At 54.8% G+C, this 19,385-nt stretch carries 13 protein-coding genes; 9 read left to right on the forward strand and 4 right to left on the reverse strand.

All coding sequences use genetic code 11. The features are described from left to right. Positions 1-145: 145 nt before the first annotated feature. Positions 146-1,033, reverse strand: a complete 888-nt coding sequence (locus tag ACJJU9_RS03260) for a LysR substrate-binding domain-containing protein (protein WP_407730044.1) — start codon at positions 1,031-1,033, stop codon at positions 146-148. Between the two features lie 443 nt (positions 1,034-1,476). On the opposite strand from ACJJU9_RS03260, the gene ACJJU9_RS03265 reads away from it, so the two are divergent. The 4 genes from ACJJU9_RS03265 (at position 1,477) to ACJJU9_RS03280 (ending at position 11,353) form a co-directional block, all read left to right on the forward strand. Then, entirely contained in the window at positions 1,477-2,799 is a 1,323-nt protein-coding gene (locus tag ACJJU9_RS03265; RefSeq protein ID WP_407730045.1) for an MFS transporter, read from the forward strand. A gap of 966 nt (positions 2,800-3,765) precedes the next feature. After that, the gene (locus ACJJU9_RS03270) at positions 3,766-6,009 is read left to right on the forward strand and encodes an autotransporter outer membrane beta-barrel domain-containing protein (RefSeq protein WP_407730046.1); all 2,244 of its coding nucleotides are present in this window, start codon (positions 3,766-3,768) and stop codon (positions 6,007-6,009) included. 455 nt (positions 6,010-6,464) lie between these two features. Next, a complete protein-coding gene (locus ACJJU9_RS03275; protein WP_407730047.1) occupies positions 6,465-8,597 on the forward strand; it encodes a hypothetical protein in 2,133 nt (710 codons plus the stop codon). A 140-nt stretch (positions 8,598-8,737) separates the two neighbouring features. Next, positions 8,738-11,353 (forward strand): hypothetical protein, encoded by a 2,616-nt coding sequence (locus ACJJU9_RS03280; RefSeq protein ID WP_407730048.1) that lies wholly within the window; start codon positions 8,738-8,740, stop codon positions 11,351-11,353. Positions 11,354-11,490: 137 nt separating this feature from the next. Here ACJJU9_RS03280 and ACJJU9_RS03285 read toward each other — a convergent pair whose 3' ends face one another. Both ACJJU9_RS03285 and ACJJU9_RS03290 read right to left on the reverse strand, forming a co-directional pair. Continuing rightward, entirely contained in the window at positions 11,491-12,573 is a 1,083-nt protein-coding gene (locus ACJJU9_RS03285; protein WP_407730049.1) for an endonuclease/exonuclease/phosphatase family protein, read from the reverse strand. Between the two features lie 90 nt (positions 12,574-12,663). Beyond that, complete coding sequence (locus ACJJU9_RS03290; RefSeq protein ID WP_123752053.1) at positions 12,664-13,323, reverse strand: YciC family protein; 660 nt, start codon at positions 13,321-13,323, stop codon at positions 12,664-12,666. 175 nt (positions 13,324-13,498) lie between these two features. Here ACJJU9_RS03290 and ACJJU9_RS03295 point away from each other — a divergent pair, with 175 nt between their 5' ends. The 5 genes from ACJJU9_RS03295 to ACJJU9_RS03315 all read left to right on the forward strand — a co-directional run bounded on the left by ACJJU9_RS03295 (position 13,499) and on the right by ACJJU9_RS03315 (position 17,957). Beyond that, positions 13,499-14,221, forward strand: a complete 723-nt coding sequence (locus tag ACJJU9_RS03295) for a DUF2076 domain-containing protein (protein ID WP_407730050.1) — start codon at positions 13,499-13,501, stop codon at positions 14,219-14,221. A gap of 127 nt (positions 14,222-14,348) precedes the next feature. Further along, entirely contained in the window at positions 14,349-14,825 is a 477-nt protein-coding gene (locus tag ACJJU9_RS03300; RefSeq protein WP_048367811.1) for an NYN domain-containing protein, read from the forward strand. A 28-nt stretch (positions 14,826-14,853) separates the two neighbouring features. After that, positions 14,854-15,465 carry a PolC-type DNA polymerase III gene (locus ACJJU9_RS03305; RefSeq protein ID WP_407730051.1) on the forward strand — a complete coding sequence of 204 codons (612 nt, stop codon included), beginning with the start codon at positions 14,854-14,856 and terminating at the stop codon, positions 15,463-15,465. Positions 15,466-15,661: 196 nt separating this feature from the next. Continuing rightward, entirely contained in the window at positions 15,662-16,552 is an 891-nt protein-coding gene (gene yedA / locus ACJJU9_RS03310) for a drug/metabolite exporter YedA (RefSeq protein WP_407730052.1), read from the forward strand. Positions 16,553-16,619: 67 nt separating this feature from the next. After that, positions 16,620-17,957 carry a DEAD/DEAH box helicase gene (locus tag ACJJU9_RS03315; RefSeq protein WP_153336354.1) on the forward strand — a complete coding sequence of 446 codons (1,338 nt, stop codon included), beginning with the start codon at positions 16,620-16,622 and terminating at the stop codon, positions 17,955-17,957. 72 nt (positions 17,958-18,029) lie between these two features. On the opposite strand, the gene ACJJU9_RS03320 is transcribed toward ACJJU9_RS03315, so the two are convergent. Continuing rightward, on the reverse strand, positions 18,030-19,271 hold the full coding sequence (locus ACJJU9_RS03320; RefSeq protein WP_407730053.1) for a TIGR03862 family flavoprotein: 1,242 nt from the start codon (positions 19,269-19,271) through the stop codon (positions 18,030-18,032). Between the last annotated feature and the right edge of the window lie 114 nt (positions 19,272-19,385).

A 19,385-nucleotide genomic window follows, 5' to 3' on the forward strand; every position in this document is an offset into this window, starting at 1 on the left:
TTTATCTCTTGATAATCTTGATGATGTTTCTAATTAAGGGGCATTCTGGACGAGAAGTTCAGCGATAGATAATGAATTGATTTCAGCAAGTCGTTAGTGATGCTCATGATGCGCTGCCGAGCCCGCGGCAGCAGGGTTTGCCGGGTTACAGCTGGTCCATCAGCCAGTCCTTGAACACCGCGATGGGCCGGTGATTGGCCTTGTGCGGCGGGATGAGCAGGTAGTAGGCCGTGCCGGTCGGTGAAATGGAGTCGAACGGGATGCGCAGGGTGTTGTTGGCCAACTCGTCCTTGACCAGAAAACGCGGCAACAGCCCGACCCCGATGCCCGATGACACCGCCTGGATCAGGTGGGTGGTGAGTTCGAATTGCGGGCCCAGCCTCAACCGGCCAGGTTGGCAGTTCTGCATTTTGAACCACTCCAGCCAGAGGTGCGGGCGCGGGGCGACCTGCAGCAACTGGGCAGAGCGAAGGTCTTCAGCGCAGGTGTAGCGCTCAGCCTCGGCATTGCTGCTGCCCACCAGCGGGACCAGTTCCTCATCGAAAAGCTTGTGTGAGACCACATGGTGCCAGACCCCTTCACCGACACAAATGGCGGCATCCAGCCCGGTGGTGGTGAAGTCGACGGTGCTCGCACGCGAGTGGATATGCACAAGGATTTCGGGGTGTTTGGCATAAAAATCACTCATGCGCGGCAACAACCACTTGGTGCCGAACGTCGGCAATACGCCCAAATGCAAAGACCCGCCGCCACTTCGGTAGGCAAGGGCTTGCATGGTTGCATCGCGAATTCGAGCCAGCGCTCCGGCAACTTCCACGGAATAAATGCGACCCACTTCCGTCAGCGTAATGTGCCTGCCAATTCTGTCGAAGAGCAAAACCCCCAGCAGTTCTTCCAATGACTGAACTTGTCGGCTAACTGCACTTTGAGACAGGCTTAGTTCTTCGGCCGCGCGCGTGAAACTGCCATGTCGGGCAGACGCTTCGAACGCCAGCAAGGAAGAGATTGAGGGGTTAAGTGTCCGAGGATTCATGCTGACTCTGCGTGAATAAATCGATGGTCGGGGTGGGAAAGCAGCGCTTTAAATCAAAGGGCCAGCATACGACATTTGCTTGATCAGCACAGCGCGAACAGCCGCACGGTCAAATGCTCGGCCCTTTAAATCATGGTTTTATGGTCTGAAACCGCCGTTTTAGAGGCTTTAAAGGGGCGCTCGTGCACCTGTAGGCAAAATTACCGCTCATCTCATTCATGTGTTTTCTGCATGTATAGAGGCATTTTTTCTCGGTTTGGATGTGGGCCTTGCTGTGGCAATCTTCGCGCCTTACTGCAATCGCGCATGGCGTCAAAGGCCTCGTCGGTTTGCTAGCTAACCGGCGCATGAACGATTCATTCAGATGAGGTGTTTTGCCAGATTAGTTAGACAGTGGTTTACCGCGATATCCATTAAGCCTAAAAAAATAAGAGTTCTTAACTATGAGCACTGCCATTGAAAAGCAGGTGACACGCAAGATCTTTCTGAGGCTCTTGCCGCTACTGATCTGCCTGTACATCATTTCCTATCTGGATCGGGTCAACGTGGGCTTTGCCGCCCTGACGATGAACGCTGACATTGGCCTGAGCGCTGCCGTTTATGGCTGGGGCGCGGGTTTGTTCTTCATCGGTTACTGCCTGTTCGAAGTACCCAGCAACCTGCTCATGGCGAAAGTCGGTGCGCGCCGCTGGATTGCCCGCATCCTCTTCACTTGGGGGCTGATCGCCACCTGCATGGCATTGGTTCAGGGCCCAAAAAGCTTCCTGATCATGCGCTTCCTGCTGGGTGTGGCTGAAGCGGGCTTCTTCCCTGCGGTCATTCTGTACCTCACCTACTGGTTCCCGGTGCGTTACCGCGCACGCATCATCTCGATTTTCATGCTCTCCATCCCGATCTCGTTGGCCATTGGTGCTCCGGTTTCGACGGCGCTGTTGCAACTGGATGGCGGGCTGGGCCTCAAAGGCTGGCAGTGGCTCTTCCTGATTGAAGGTATCCCGGGCGTGCTGCTGTTCGGCGTGGTCCTCAAATACCTGCCGGATTCGCCAAAGCAGGCGTCCTGGCTGAGCGACGAAGAGCGTCAGTGGTTGATGTCCGAACTGGATAAAGATGCCAAGGCGCACCCTGTCGCGCTGGACGAAAAGTCGTCTCTGTGGAAAGTGTTCTGCAACCCGTCGATCCTTGCCCTGTGCATGATTTACTTCTGCGCGACGGCTGCCAACATTGGTCTGTCGATGTTCTTGCCCCAGATCATCAAGCAGCAAGGCTTCAGCGGCATGGACATCGGCTGGATCACCGCTATCCCTTACGTCGTCGGATGCATCGGCATGGTGACCATCGGCTTCCTGTCGGACCGTTTCCAGAAGCGCACCGCCTTCGTCATCATTTCCCTGTTGTTTATAGCGGGTGGCCTGGGCACGGCGGGTTGGCTGACCGGTAGTAACCTGGCCATTATCGCGATGTGCGTGGCGACGGTAGGCATCATGGGCGCCAAAGGACCTTTCTGGCCACTGCCAGCGCTGTACCTGAGTGGCAGCAGTGCCGCGGCAGGTATTGCCCTGATCAACTCGGTCGGCAACCTGGGTGGTTTCTTTGGCCCTGGCATCATTGGCGCGCTCAAGGAAATGACAGGCACTTACGAAAGCGGTCTGTACCTGCTGGCCGGGCTTGCGCTGTTTGGCATCCTGATCACTGTGATCTTCATTTCCGACAGTGGCAAAGCGAAGAAAGACCAGCCAGTGAATGGCGCACTGGCAGCCCGCAACTGATCATTTAGCGCAATCAAAAAGGGGGGCGACCGGTAACGGTCGCCCCCCTTTTTCGTTGTGCTGTCGAGATAACCTTCCAGCATCGGTACCTACACCTCTTTAATGAGTAATAAATGCTTCGTGCGTCAGTGATTGCTGTCGTCCACGGTGAGGTGCGCATGCGCTTTGCGGAGCGCATATAACACTATGAAAAAGCTCGTGTTTTTTTAGTTCGAGAAGTTGAGCCATTGAATGGGCGTGTTGACGGTTATTGTCATGGTGTTATGAATAAAGCTTATTGTGCGCTCGACCTAATCATAGGGAGGCGAGGTTCAAGTAAAACTATTATCTATGGTCCTGTTTGGAAGTGTTGTCTACTGTCATAAATGACAGTAGACGTTTTGTATTAGGTAAGCTTTACTGTTTCCATGAAAGCGTAAAAGGGAATAAGGATTTCTAAAGTAAGCGCTCAGGCGCCAGAGAGTGTGTCAAGACAGCTAATTGTCGTTTTTCGGAGCGATGGTGATACAGCAGAACTGCACGTCCATATCCAGTGGAGGTGATTCGTTGAGTTCTGTTTTCTTAAAAAGTTAGCGCGTAAGCTCTGAGAGCTATTTTCTTGGGAGGGGTAAGAACCAGGAATTGATTTGTAGGATTTTTCTGATCATGCAATCAGATGTCTTTGAGGAATAAGCGGATGAGTAAGGATTTGTAGGGCATTTCTTCCTCTGTTGTGGGTTTTTTCTATTTTTTTATCATTCGTTGTGATTGTGGGATATGAGTGTTGACTGGGTTTTTTATATCACTATGCTCCGTCTCCGCACTTGAGTTTAAACTGAAGTTGTCTACTTTGAAGTTCTTTTATAAGCGATTTTCAAGTGCCCAATAGCGCGGCTGATAGCTAAGCAAACATAGTGTTATTGCTCTTTTGTCAGTCGTGTATGCAGGAGGATTTTTTAAATGGACTCCCATGGTCAGGTGATACAAATGAACGATAAAGAAAAATTCGCAACACCTTTTGCACGTCAATCACTCAGTTCTATAATGCTAGCACTGTCTTGCGTGGCGCCTGTTTATGCCGGTGTTCTCGATGGTGCCTTTGACAGTGCCACGGTTGTCCCCGGTAATACTCCCGAGTCCTGGTCGGTTTCAAACAAAGCCAAGCTGTCGGTTGATCCGGGAGGCGTAACGCGGGCTATCAGTGTGTTTAATGAGGGCTTCGTCACTATTAACAACGGCACGACAGGCGCCATTAATGCGCTAAATAGCACTGTGGACATCAGTGCAGCCTCTAACATCTTCAGCGCTAACTCGGCCGGTATCACGCTGTCGAGTAATGCTTTTGAGGATTCAAGTAGCGTTTTAACAGTTGTTGACAGTTCAATATCAGGGTTGCAGTCGGGCGTTTTTCAAGCAACTGGCTCACAATTGTCGCTGACGAACTCTACTGTTTATGGTCGTGACAATGGTCTGAGTGGTATTGGCAATGGCGGTGTCGGTGTAAATAATCGCGGTGGACTCCTTGAGGCCATCGGCAGTTCTATTACCGGGGACAGAAACGGCATTGCTGTCTTCGCAGATGGACGGAGCGGTACAGGGGCTTCAGCGGCAGACATCACTCTGGATGATTCCGATGTGCAAGGTATCACTGGAACAGCCATTGTCGTGGGCAGGAGATTGGCGTCAGATCCGCTAGTCACTGCCAATATTCTGGTGAGTAATGGTTCAACGCTGTCGGGGGGCAATGGCAATTTGCTTGAAGTTGCAGATGGCAATACCGCCAACGTAACGGTGGACGCCAGCCATCTGACCGGCAATGCGATTATCGATGCAACCAGTGTTGCCAACCTGGGGCTGCAGAACGGTTCATCCTTGACGGGCCAATTGACTCACATGACTTCTCTGGCCATCGATGGTTCGTCTGTCTGGAACATGACGGACAGTTCCACCGTCGGTGCTTTGAACATGAATGGCGGCGAGGTGCACTTCGCTCAGGGGGCTGGTTACCGTCAGTTGACCGTTGATAGCCTCAGCGGCACGGGCACGTACTTTATGAACGTCAACTTCCCTGGCGCAAACGGTGACCAGTTGATCGTCAACGGCCAAGCTGAAGGTAATCATTCGCTGGTGGTCAAGAACACCGGGTTGGAGCCCACCAAAGGGGATGGTGATGTTGTTGTTGTTAAAACCGGTGGCGGCGGTGCAGATTTCACATTGCGTGATGGGGTAATGGACTACGGTGCCTTTCAATACGAACTTAAAAAACAAGAGAATGATTGGGCATTGGTGCAAGTGGCTGACGGCGGCGGTGGCCCGGTCATCACCCCAAGCACCGCAACCGTTCTGGGCCTATTCAGTGCCGCCCCGACAGTTTGGTACGGTGAACTTGCCACTTTGCGCACTCGCATGGGTGAGTTGCGTACGGGCAACTCCGGCAGCGGGGGATGGGCACGGGCTTATGGCAACAAGTTCGATGTTGATCAAAGTTCAGGGGTGGCTTATCAGCAAAACCAACAGGGCATTTCGTTGGGGGCCGATGGCCAGTTAAACACTGCCGAAGGGGAATGGTTGCTGGGGGTGCTGGGTGGTTACAGCAAGTCCGACCTTGCTATGTCGTCAGGCTCTAAAGGCCGGGTTAATAGTACTTACGTCGGTGTTTATACGACATGGTTAGCGCCATCAGGTTACTACGTTGATGCCGTGGTTAAACTCAACCACCTCGATAACATAGCCGATGTTCGAATGAGTGATGGCGAGAAGTCCAAAGGGGATTACTCAAACCTCGGCCTGGGCGGGTCGTTGGAAGTGGGTAAACATATCAAACTGTCTGACGAGTGGTTTGTAGAGCCTTACGCGCAACTGTCGGCCCTGGCCGTTGCAGGCAAGGATTTTACGCTGGACAACGGTATGCGAGCAGATGGTAAACAGGCTGATTCGATTTTGGGTAAAGTCGGCACGACCGTGGGCCGCAACTTCACCTTTGCGAATGGTTCAAAGGTTCAACCCTACGTCAAAGTAGCGGCTGCCCATGAGTTTTCCAAAGGTAACAAGGTGACCGTTAATGACACACGTTTTACCAATGATTTTTCAGGTACGCGTGGAGAGTTGGGGGCCGGTATCGCTGTGCAAGTGCGCGATAATTTGCAGTTTCATGTGGACGCAGACTACAGCAACGGCGAGAAAATTGATCAACCATGGGGGCTTAGCACTGGCGTGCGGTACACATTCTAAGGTTTGGCCGTTGGAAAGGACCAGGGACGGTTACTCCACGTGCTCATCAGTGTGAAGTTTTCGAGGGTCTGTCAGGGACCCTTGAAAGTTTTCGTCACAGTGACCAACTAAAACGCGATAACTCTTCGGTGTATCGCGTTTTTTTTACTCTGCGTTTTAATACGGTTACATGCAGTGCAAGTAACAATAGGCTTACAAATGAAGGTCTTGGCTGTTTCTGATATTTTTTGTATCGGTGTGCCGTGCCACTCTTAAAATATTTTGTCAACTGTAATATTTGACAGCTATCGCTTTGTAACGATTTGGCGTTAACTATATATGCAATCAACTTGTTGTGTGATTCGTGTCAACATATGAAGCGATTAGTTTCGATGCGCCCAGCTGGATTGAAATACTTTAAATAGAAGAAGCTTGTGATGGCTTTAATTGTCCTAAACATATAGCGGAGTTTCATAATGAAAAGTTTGATAACTGGCTCGAATGGTATCATTGAAACCTCACCGACTCGGCTGACTAGCGCCAGTCAACCTCCTGAAACGTCTCGCGTTGCCAAACTGCGTGCTGCGGCGCGTGGCGCGGCTTCTTCATTTCCGCTTCTTGCAATAACCCAAGAACCAAGATTTCCAGCAACAGTTCTAGCACCTGAACGCAGTGACGGGGTTGTGGACAATCTATTGCTGGCGAGTGCAGTGGGCTCTACAATTTCTATATCTGTTACGATTCCTGATGCCAGTGAATACACTGTTGAAGACGATGATGGGTTATACCTGATTGTAGATTCAGATGATCTTGCAGATGCTATTTTCATTAGACTTCTTGTTAAGGCAACGGATCTTCCCGGTACCGTAATTCAAGCGGGACTCCCTACATTGGGTCTTACAGACGGTAGTCATACTCTACGGTTCGTGTTTGCCGATTCTTTCGCAACCAACCTGGAGTTTAGTGCTGGCACTACGTTCATTGTGGATACGGTCAAACCTGGTGGACTTTTTGGTTTCTCACCCGCCGGGTTTGGTGCGTTGGAGACTGAAATAGCGGACAACGGTATTACGGCAAAGTTGTTGGCGGATAATGGTGATGTGTTACCCGCAATCATTGGCAGTTACCAAGGGATCGCGCTCGACGATAAACTTGTGCCTTATGTAGACGATAAACCCGGAGTCCCCGTTTATGTAGGGGACCCTGCGACAGGTATTAAATTAATTTCCGTTGATTTTACGTACAGTGCGCAGCAAATTATTGCTGCTGGTGATGGTCTGAAAACGTTTACGTATCAGATTACAGATCGAGCAGGCAATGTGGGCGAAATGTCAAAGCCCAGAGAATTCGAAACACTATTGGCTGGCGCAATAACAACTCTTTTGGCGCCTCCAGTTGCTGCAATGGTCTCAAATAACGTGATCACTGAAGCGGAAGCAAGAGGCGGCGTAGCCGTTACGATTCCTGCTCATGTAGACGTAGTTGCCGGGTTATGGGTTATCGTTTATTGGGGCGGGGAAGAGCTACCGCCGGCTAAGATTATTGCAAGTAACACTGCCCAAGATATTACAGCTACTGCCGCTCGGATATTCCAGCAAAAATCTGGCGCATTTGATGTTACCTATGAAATTTATAAAGAGGGTACCAGTGGCAAGTTAATGTTGCTTGGCATCTCCCCTCCTACACCTGTGGTTGTTGATTTGGGCGTTCCGGGCACAGTTGATCCTGATCCAAGCACCCCTTGGAACGAAAATCTTGGACTTCCTACTGTTCGAGGAGCCAGTCGGACAGACAACGTAATAACGGTGGCCGACGGAACTTTACCTGCCACCATTACCATCCCTTGGCTAACTAACACAACCCCAGCTGTTCCAGCCTTTAAAGAGAATGATATTGTCACTGTTTATTGGAACGGTACCCCGCCTGAAGGCTCCCCGGTGGGAACTGTTATAGCGGACAGTAAAAGGGTACTCCTTGCGGACGAAGTTGCTGGTATCGATTTGGTTCTTAATATCCAGGTAGCTGAACACCAAGTAGCGGGGGGGGGTATTACGGTGACCTACCGAGGCTCTCGGCCTCTGGTTGGGTTCCCGGGTATTTTCAATCACGCGTCTTCTCCTTACCAAACGGTCACGGTTGAAAGTGCCCCTGAATTGCCAGGTGGACCGGGTGGTCTACCCTTAGTGGAATGGACCGAACAGATTAAGTTGGGGCCCTCCTTTCCAAATCAATATGCTCTGAATAAAGTGAACTCTTTCGACGGCAGTGTGATTAAAATTCCTCTTTATGAAAATAAAAAGTTTAATGACAAAATCGACTATACCTATATTGCCCAAAAAGGCGGTTTTGCTGGGCGCCCGGACGGTGATGAAATACCGTTTACCCGTATAGTCGGTACGCATGAGGTTACGTTGGCGGAAGTTAGCAGTGATTCATTTATTACTTTGCCAGCCAATGGCTTCTTTCTGAGCTTGGCGACTACACCTGAAGGGTCTGCTGGCTTTCAAGGAAGTGGAAAAATTGATTATACCGTCACGCCTGCAGGGTCGACCATAGCTACTGCTGCAGGCACAACGAAGGTCAACATAGATTCACGTCTACCGCAATAATAATGATGGGTTTTTGATGTAGAGGTAGGCGTCCTTTGTCAAAGGGGGCTTGCCTCTAGTGCTGAATTTTAAAACTCAGAAGCGTTTTCTTGCTGTCTGATTTGTTTTAAAAACTCTCTAAGTTGGTTGGAGTTACTCTCATGTCCTTCAAAACGATAAAATCTGCTTCCATCAATAAAGTAATTAAAATCAACGCTGTTTTCCCGATGCCTTTTATTGATGATGTCACGGTGAATGGCGGCCTCAATTACTTGGCCCTGCGCGCAGATCCGACGGCTGACGTTATTGTCCATTGTGGTCCCATTTCTATCGCGCTCCCTGGAGACTCAATTGATTTGTACTGGAAGGGCAGTGATGGCAATGAGCGGCTGGTCGCCACTCGCCCAATCATTGGCGAAGAGATCATGGTGTCCCTGTCTATTCGGGTGGCTGAAGTGTTGTTGGCAAAAGAAGGGCTTGGTTCGCTCTACTACAATTTTGTTGATTCTTTCGGGAACGCTATACCCTCCGACGATATGCCCTGCCTGATTAAAACCACGGTGCCCGGCAACCCCTACAGCGCAGGCAACTTGCCTGAAACCATTTATATCAATGAAGCCATGCTGGTCGCGACAGTGACCCCTCTGGCCATCGATAAGGGCAACATTGCACAGGGCGCGACGGTCACTATCCCGGCTTGGAGCAACATGTTCGAAGGTGATGTTGTTACCCTTAACTGGGGCGGTTACCCCATCAGGCAGCCTGCCTTGACAGCGGCTCAGGTCGGCCAGCCGCTGGTGATCCAAGTGACGGAAACCGATATTCGCAACGCTGGAAATGCGGATGAGTTACCTGTCAGTTATGAAGTGCGTGACATTGTAAACAACTGGTCGCTCAACGCTGCGGCGACTTTGATCAATGTAGACACCGACCTGACCCTGCTTGACGCGCCGGATGTCATCGATGCCAACGATGGCGTGCTGGACCATGACGAACTGACGGCCCCCAGCCCGGTCATGGTTAAAACCCCGGGCCCCGTTTTCACTGTTAACGACACGGTAACGCTGTACTGGAAGGGCACCAACGCACAAGGCGCCTTGATTGAAAAGAGCTATGAACTCAAGGTCACTGGCACCAACCCGAGCAGCAGGCTCAAGTTCAATGTACCTGAGGATGATGTGGCGCTGTTCGTGGGGGGGACCACCACCGTGGCCTCATACACTCTTACCCCTGCCGCCACAGGCATACCCCTGCCGTCGCGCACAGTCATGTTTGCTGTGATCGGTACGCAAGTTAAGTTACCTGCGCCTACCCTGGAAAATGGTCTGGTTGACGGTGTATTCGAGCCTGCAACCTTGCCTGTTACCGGCGCCCAAATTTCGTTGCCGGCTTATCCTGGGATGGCGAAAGATGACCGGGTTTTCCTTAGTTGGAAAGGTAACAATAGCGAGGGTGATCCGCTTAACGGCAGCGATGATCAGACACTGGAAGACTCCGACGTTGACAAGCAATTTGTATTTGTCATCGGCAAAGACAATTTTTCGGACTTCGGTGATGCCACTGAATTGACCTTTAGTTATACGGTCATTTTTGCCGGAACAGGTGGCACCCGTGACTCGGATGAAAGAACCTACACTGTCAAAATACCTGTGGCGCAACAGCCGCCAGCGCCCTCTGTAGTTGAAGCATCGGGGGATGTCCTTAACCCGATGAATGCGGCGGCAGGCGCAACCTTGCGGGTCAGGTATGACGGGATGCTCGACACCGATATTATTGGCATTAACTGGAACGGCGATGGCAACTTCCCTAACAAACCGGGTAATAGAGCGTTGGGGTATGTAGATTTTATGATTGATGTCCCCCGGATTGCGCCGACCTTGGGTAAAACGATAGTTGCCTTTTATTCCGTCGGTCGTAATGGCGGTTATGACATGTCGTTGAACTTGCCATTGCAGGTGCTTGAGTTCCAGAACCCAACAGTTGAGTTGCCAACACCGGACGTTATTGAGGAGGTCGCAGGTGTATTGGATTTGGGGATTTTCGACGGTGATGCGCATATCACCGTTGCACCATGGCCGTTGATCAGTGTTGGGCAAAAGTATTGGATCAGTGTCATCGGTACATTGGCGCAAGACAGCTCGCCCTATACGATTGTCGTTGCGCAGGGGGAGGTCGTTAGTCTGGCGGAGAAAACGGCGGGGTTGAACGGTATATTGGTGAGAACCGAGTTGGATAAACTGCTCGACAATTCCACCTTCACGGTTCAACTTCGCGTGCTATTCGACAGTAATGGCGTTGAGGGTAACGCGGTCTTGTTTCCCGTATTGAACAATATAAAAATAGTCAAAAAACTCCCTTGGCTTGATGACATCACCGATTTTACATATGGTCAGAATGGATGGGTGTTAGGGCCGGCATCTAGTGGCGGGGTCTTTAATGGGAGGTATTTTGCCAATACTACGAATAGTAACGGTGACTTTAGTGGCGTGATTATGTACAAGGACTTTACCCTCATCCAGGGAAGGTCCTACTATCTCTCAGTGAACGTCGGTAATCACACGGGGGCCTCAGGTGCTTATAATCCGCACATTCAGATTGGGTGCTACGACGCTGTCAGTAATGTCCCTGCAATCCCTAGGGATGGGGTGGAGCATGTTATTAGCATTACCTTTAGGGCAACGATCGCCAGCCAACGGGTTTTCATTCAGAACCTGACACCATCGGGGAATGGCAATGACTATGTGATTGCCGATCCGCGTGTAAAGCAATTGTCGTAGCGCTCTGGTGGGCTGTTGTTCAACTTGCTGTCACTTGGCGGCATGTTGAGCAACATCCGAATTCCGAGCCGTCGTTGCGCAAGGCGGTTTTCCGGTTTGAACGTGTCGGATGACTGCCCTGAGGGCCCGGGGGGCGCTCAGTCAGCCGGCAGCAAGAACCGCCCGACTACCGGCAAGTGATCTGACACGGCCTGGGTATCTTCCTGACGCACATAGCCTTCAACGCGTTGCAGTTTGGGGCTGTAGAACAGGTAGTCGAGGGTGCGGTCAGGCTCGCCTACGATGGGGTTGTTGGGAAAGAAGGTCAGCCATTGCTCGCGGTCGATGCCGGTGGCTTCCGGGTTGCTGGGGAGCATCGGGTACTTTTCCCACAATAGATGCAGCTCGCTGTCAGGTGAGTAGCCCAAGCGCTGTTCAGCGGGCAGGCGCAAAAACTGGCCGATGGGCAGCAGGTTGAAGTTGCCGCCAATCACCCACGGCGTGCCCTGGCTTTCATATTTGTCGACCAGCGCTGCCGCCGCTTGCATCTGGTGCTTGAGGTTGCTGTTGTTGAGGGTTGCTGCATCAAGTTGCGTGTTGATGGCCACCAGTTGCCCACCGTCATTGAGCGGCAGGTAGCTGACCAGCATGGCGGGCTTGGGCTGGAATTGACGGCTGATCAGGTTGCTCTCGGCCACCGGCAATTGAAGGCGCTCGGCGTGTTCGATCTGGTAACGGCTGAGGGTGACGATCTTGCGCCCGACGCTGCCGAAAATATGCCGGTCGGGAACAAAGTCGGCTTTCCAGGTAAAGGCCTGGGTGCTGCACGGGTAGAGGTCGACCAGACGTTCCTGCAACAGGGCGAGCTGGTTTTGATAGTCGCTGGCCTTGGCTTCTTCGTCGAGGTCTTGCAGCAGGATCAGGTCGGGCTGCTCATCGCGAATCACCCGCGCCACTTCATCCAGGCTGAAGGCCATGTCTTCACGGGTAGGGCGGTCATCCGGGCCGCTGCCGTCGATCAGGTTGTACCAGAACACATAGCGCTTGCCGGCCAGGTACTGGACGTTCCAGGTCATGATCTTGATCGCTTGCCCGGCCACCAGCGTGGGGGCGGCGACAGGGCAACTGACTGCCAGCACCTCTTTAGCGTCCGGGCGCCACGTAACGCTGTAAATCAGGCCAGCCACAACCGCGGAGCTCAGCACTAAACCTAATACAGTGGGGCGCAGTATACGTGGCATGGGCTCTGCTTATGAGGGGCGAAGGAGGTGCCGAGCATACCTGACGGCAGCGCGGCCCCCCAAGGCTCTGGGTATAGGAAATTTTCTTGGTTATGCGTCGGACTTTTCGCTTATCAACATAAAGAGCCGGAACAGAACCACCGAGAGGAACAACTGCAAAAAGCTGTTGAAGCTTTCCAGTGCCACCGTCACCACCGCGTTGGTGTCTTCAGGGACCAGCGAAAAGCTCAGTTGCTTGAGCAGGAGCAAAGGCCCCATGACCGCCAGAATGCAGACGAAGATCCGCCAGAAATGGCCACGGCTCATGATCAGGCTCGATTTGATGGCCGTCAGCGGTGGCTGACCACGCAGCACCAGGTTGTACTCGGAAAACGCGAGGACCACGGTGAGGTAGATGCCAGGAATAAAGAACATCGACAGCCCCAGCACAATCAACAGCGTGCTGATGGCGGCGAGCAGGGCGAACTTTGGCCACAGGCTGAGCGCCCGGGCCAGCACGTCGCGGTTGCTCGGGCTTTCGCCACGGCTGCGGGCATCGAGGAACACAATCAGCGCCCCGGTGTACAACGGGTAGACCAGCAGGCCGACGATGAGCGCGTAGCCCTGTGACGCATTCGGGCCTACCGCGTCGTCCACAACGTATTGCAGCACGGCTTCAAGAATCACCAAGGGCAAGCACAGGGTGATGACTTGGCCGAGGTTGCGCTGGATGAAGTACAGAGAGTCACGAAGAACGGTAAGCGGATTCATTGTCAGGTTTCAGCAGTCTGGAAACAGTCCGCCACTTTAACCGATGACACGCGACGGTTAGCAAATGTAAAGCTGGGTAAAGGTTCATTGAAACTTCTCGTAACGTCCCCATAACTTTTGAGTGCCTACTGTAGTAGGCGGTTAGCAGATTTTTCGACAATCCAACGAGGTCGTCATGAACAGCGAAGAGCAAACCCTGATTGACGGGCTATTTACCCGGTTGCAACAGGCGGAACGAGAGGCGGCCCCGCGAGACGCTCAAGCGCAGTCGCTGATCAACGAGCACATTGCACGCCAGCCATTGGCGCCTTATTTCATGACCCAGGCGATTCTGGTGCAAGAGGCGGCGATCAAGCAGCTCGATCAGCAGAACAAACAACTGCAAGCCGAATTGCAGCAAGCCCGCGCTGCGGCGGCTCCTGCGCCGGCCTCTACGGGCGGCAGTTTTCTGTCCAGCCTGTTTGGTGGCGGCAGCCGTGAGCCAGCTCCGGCGCCCGCACCGAGCCAGTCATTCAATGCTCCAGCAAGCTCCGGCGGCTGGCGCGACGGCCCGTCTTCAGCGCCGCCTGTGTCAGCGCCGCCTGTGTCAGCGCCGGCCTACGCGCCGCCACCAGCGGCAGCAGCGCCCGCAGCAGGCAGCGGGTTTCTAGGGGGCGCCTTGAAAACAGCAGCCGGTGTGGCTGGTGGCGTGATGCTCGCCCAGGGCATCAGCAGCTTGTTCAGCCATCATCAGCAGCCGCAAGTGATTGAAGAAATCATCGAAGAGCCGACATCGGCGGGCGGCAATGGCTGGGGCAACGACAACCAGCAGTTCGCCAACAACGACCGCTCCGGCTTTGATGGCGGCGGTTTCAACGACGATGACAGCTTCTATTCAGACGACGATTCCTTCGTCTGATCCTCCAACGCCTGGCGACCAATGGCTCGCTGGGCGGTTTATCCGCGCAAACCCTCGGCAGGCTGGCATACTGCTGCCTTGTGTTTTACCTACCTGCCCGCTTGCCTGGGCCTCAAGAGGTTTGCCGGTGAAAAAAATTGCGGTCTTCGCGGATGTGCAGAACCTCTATTACACGGTTCGCCAGGCCTATGGCTGCCATTTCAACTACGCGGCGCTGTGGGCTGATATCAGCCAGCACGGTGAAATTGTCGAGGCGTACGCCTACGCCATTGACCGGGGCGACAGCAAACAGCAGCAGTTCCAGCAAATTTTGCGCAACCTGGGCTTTACGGTAAAACTCAAACCTTATATTCAGCGCAGCGATGGCTCGGCCAAGGGCGACTGGGACGTGGGCATTACCATCGACATCATGGACTCGGCAGCCAATGTCGACGAAGTGGTGCTGGCCTCGGGTGACGGCGACTTTGACCTGCTGCTTGAACGCATTGCCAACAAGCACGGGGTCCAGACCGTGGCCTATGGCGTGCCCGGCCTGACCGCCAACTCATTGATCCGCGCGGCCACTCGCTACGTGCCGATTGAAGGCAACTTGCTGCTTAAATAACGCTCATTTTTGACAGGATTGATCAGGTTTGGAACGCATTGCGGTCATCGACTTTGAAACCACCGGGCTTTCGCCGAGCAGTTCGTGCCGGGCCACTGAAATTGCCGTGGTGATACTTGAACAGGGGCGCATCGTCGAGCGTTACCAAAGCCTGATGAACACCGGCGTGCGGGTACCGGGATTCATCGAGCAACTGACCGGCATCAGCAACGCCATGCTGCGCACCGCGCCGCCTGCCGAGCGGGTGATGAACGAGGTCAACGAGTTCGTGGGGATTACCCCGCTGGTGGCACACAACGCGGCGTTTGACCAAAAGTTCTGGGACTTTGAAATGGGCCGCATCAAGCGCACCCGTTTGCAGAACTTTGCCTGTTCTCTGTTGCTGGCCCGGCGGCTGATGCCGGCCGCACCCAACCACAAGCTGGGTACCCTGACCGCCTTTGCCGACTTGCCCCACACCGGGCAGGCTCACCGGGCCATGGCCGATGCGGAAATGGCCGCCAACCTGATGACCTACCTGGCCGAGCAACTGCGCCAGCAGCACGGGTTGAAAGCGCTGGATCACGACCTGCTGTGCAAGTTGCAGAAAGTCCCGGCAGCGAAGATCAACGAACACCTGAAGCGTTATAGCGGGGTTTAAAACGTTTATTCCCGTGTAGGAGCGAGCTTGCCTCGCGATCTTTTGATCGTTTAAAAGATCGCGAGGCAAGCTCGCTCCTACACGATGAACTGCCTCAAAGTGTACGGGTCACTTTTGGTGCGTTCTGTTACTTATTATTTCGCAGCCCTTTGTCTAGAATCCCAAGTCCCCTGCCTTTGCCTTCCGAGCTGCCCCCATGCCTGCCGCACGTCGTTTCCCGTTACAACTGATCGGTGCTTTTTTTGCGTTGTACGTTATTTGGGGTTCGACCTATCTGGTGATTCGCATCGGGATTGAGTCTTGGCCGCCGTTGATGATGGCCGGGGTGCGCTTTCTGGTGGCGGGCTGTTTGATGTATGGCTTTATGCGCTGGCGCGGGGCGCCTGCACCGACGTTTGTGCAGTGGCGCTCGGCAGCCATGATCGGTTTTCTGTTGCTGGCCTGCGGCAATGGTGGCGTGACCTTGGCCGAGCACTCTGGCGTGGCCTCCGGCGTTGCGGCTTTGGCCGTGGCGACGGTGCCGCTGTTTACGTTGTTGTTCGGTTACTTTTGGGGCGCACGCAACACCCGCCTGGAATGGGCCGGTATCGCGCTCGGGCTCATCGGCATCGGCATGCTTAACCTCGGCTCCAACCTGCAAGCCAGCCCGCTGGGCGCGGCGATGATTCTCTTTGCCGCTGCCGCCTGGGCGTTCGGCTCGGTGTGGAGCCGTCATTTGCCGCTGCCCGCAGGGGCCATGGCCAGCGCCGCCGAAATGATCACCGCAGGTGCGGTGCTACTGGCCGGCAGCCTGCTCAGCGGCGAACGCATGACCCATCTGCCCACTGCCGCAGGTTGGGGCGCGTTGCTGTATCTGGTGTTCTTCGGCTCCATCATCGCCTTCAGCGCCTACATGTACCTGCTGAAAAACGTGCGCCCGGCGGCTGCCACCAGCTATGCCTACGTCAACCCGGCCGTGGCGGTGATGCTGGGCATCGTGTTTGCGGGCGAGAGCATTGGCGTCGAAGAGTGCCTGGCAATGGCGGTGATCATCAGCGCCGTGGTGTTGATCGGGTTGCCGCAGTGGCGCAAGCAGAAAACCGTCTGAATTAGGGTAAACTGCGCGCCATTGCACTTTATGCACCCCTGCGCAGACCTTTTTCGACGGTATTCCCATGACATTCGCCACCCTTGGCCTGATCGAGCCCTTGCTGCGCGCCCTTGAGGCGCTCGGCTACAAGACCCCCACCCCGGTTCAGGCCCAAGCGATTCCCGCAGTGCTGGCAGGCCGTGACCTGATGGCCGCCGCCCAGACGGGCACCGGCAAAACAGGCGGATTTGCCTTGCCATTGCTGCAATTGCTGACCATGGAAGGGCCAAAGGTCACCAGCAACTCGATCCGCGCGCTGGTGCTGGTACCGACCCGCGAACTGGCCGAACAGGTTCACGAGAACATTCGCCAGTACGCCGAGCACCTGCCGTTGAGCACCTATGCGGTGTACGGCGGAGTCAGCATCAACCCGCAAATGATGAAGCTGCGCAAAGGCGTTGACGTGCTGGTCGCGACCCCGGGCCGCTTGCTCGACCTGTATCGCCAGAACGCAATCAAGTTCAACCAGCTGCAAACCCTGATTCTGGACGAAGCCGACCGCATGCTCGACCTCGGTTTTTCCGAAGAGCTGCGCGACATTTACCGTGCCTTGCCGAAAAAGCGCCAGACCCTGCTGTTCTCGGCAACGTTCTCGGATGCGATTCGCCTGTTGGCCGGGCAAATGCTCGACAACCCGCTGAGCATCGAAGTCAGCCCGCGTAACGTGGCGGCCAGCAGCGTCAAGCAGTGGGTGATCCCGGTGGATAAAAAGCGCAAGTCAGAGCTGTTTCTGCACTTGCTGCGCACCCAGCGCTGGAAGCAAGTGCTGGTGTTCGCCAAGACCCGTAACGGTGTCGATGAGCTGGTGGGCAAGCTGCAAGGCCTGGGGATCAACGCGGACGGCATCCATGGCGACAAGCCACAGGCCACCCGCCAACGTGCGCTGGATCGCTTTAAGGCCAGCGAAGTGCAGATCCTGGTCGCCACCGACGTCGCCGCGCGCGGCCTGGACATCGACGACCTGCCGCTGGTGGTCAACTTCGACTTGCCGATCGTGGCCGAAGACTACATTCACCGCATTGGTCGAACCGGCCGAGCGGGCCAGAAAGGCGAGGCGATCTCGCTGGTCTGTGCGGACGAAGTGAACATGCTGTCGGCGATTGAGGTGCTGACCCGTCAGACATTGACCCGCCACGAAGAGCCTGACTTCGAGCCAGAGCACCGCGTGCCGCAAACTGATGCTACGGGCCAGGTGGTCAAAAAGCCGAAGAAACCGAAAAAGCCTAAAGCAGCAGGCGGTGGCGGCAAGCGCAACCTGGGCAAATGGGTGGACAGCGGCGATGTGGCCCCGGCCGAGCCTTCGGTCAAGCCTGTGCGCAAAGTCCCGGTATTCAACACCGGCCCGCGCAAGCGCAAGCCATAACCGGCCCTTTCTCCTGTCTGTAGGAGCGAGCTTGCCTCGCGATCTTTTAAAAGATCGCGAGGCAACAAATGATCAGCGTTGTGCTTGCAACCAGCTTAAAACCCCCAACCCTGCGGCGCGCCCGCTGGCAAAGCAGCCGGTGAGCAAGTAGCCGCCGGTGGGGGCTTCCCAGTCCAGCATCTCGCCCGCGCAGAACACACCCGGTACTGCGTTGAGCATCAGGTTGTGATCCAGTGCCTCAAAGTGCACGCCGCCGGCGCTGCTGATGGCCTCGTCCAGCGGGCGTGCCTTGATCAGTGTCAGGGGCAGGGCTTTAATCGCTTTGGCCAACTGCGCCGGGTGGTTGAAGTCATCGGCCGGGGCCAGCTCGCGCAACAGCGCTGCTTTTACCCCGTCCAGACCCAACTGGCTGTGCAAATGCTTGCTCATTGAGCGTGAGCCGCGCGGCTTGGCCAAGGCCGCGGCGATTTTATCCACAGGCTTGTTGGGCAACAGATCGATCAGAATCGTCGCAGCGCCATGCTGGTTGATGGCCTCACGAATCGGCGCAGACCAGGCATAGATCAAACTGCCTTCAATGCCGCTGGCGGTGATCACGCATTCGCCCAAGCGTGGTGCGCTGTGCTCCAGGGCAATGGCGATGTTCTTCAAGGGCGCCCCGGCGAATTTGCTGCGCAGCACCTCGCTCCAGCCCGCCACATCAAACCCGCAATTGCTCGGCTGCAAGGCCGCCAATTCGACGCCGCGCTCTGCCAGCAGCGGCATCCATGCGCCATCAGAACCCAGCCGTGCCCAACTGCCGCCGCCCAAGGCCAATACCACGGCATCCGGCTTGAGTTGTTTTTCGCCCTCGGGGCTGTCGATGCGCAACTGGCCGTCGGCTTGCCAGCCCAGCCAGCGGTGGCGGGTGTGGATAACTACGCCGGATTCGCGCAGGCGCTTGAGCCAGGCGCGCAGCAGCGGCGCAGCTTTCATGTCGGTGGGGAACACCCGGCCCGAACTGCCGACAAAGGTTTCGATGCCCAGGTCGTGGATCCACTGGCACAAGGCATCCGCATCAAACGCCCGTAGCAACGGCGCCATGTGCGGCGCCCGCTCGGCATAACGCGACAAAAACGCCGGGTAAGGTTCGGAGTGGGTGATGTTCATGCCGCCGACACCGGCGAGCAAAAACTTGCGGCCGACCGACGGCATGCCGTCAAACAGATCAACCTGCACGCCCGCCTGGCTCAGCACTTCGGCAGCCATCAAACCGGCGGGGCCACCGCCAATAATGGCGACGTGCGGGGAAGGGGAGGACGTGGGTTCAGTCATGGCAAGGCTGCAAATCGGCGAAATAAGCCGGGCATTCTACCTGAGGAACACCCAATACCCTGTGTAGGAGCGAGGTTGCCTCGCGATCTTTTGATCTTTTTAAAGATCGCGAGG

It is taken from the genome of Pseudomonas helleri, assembly GCF_045830615.1.
Classification (GTDB): Bacteria; Pseudomonadota; Gammaproteobacteria; order Pseudomonadales; family Pseudomonadaceae; genus Aquipseudomonas; species Aquipseudomonas helleri.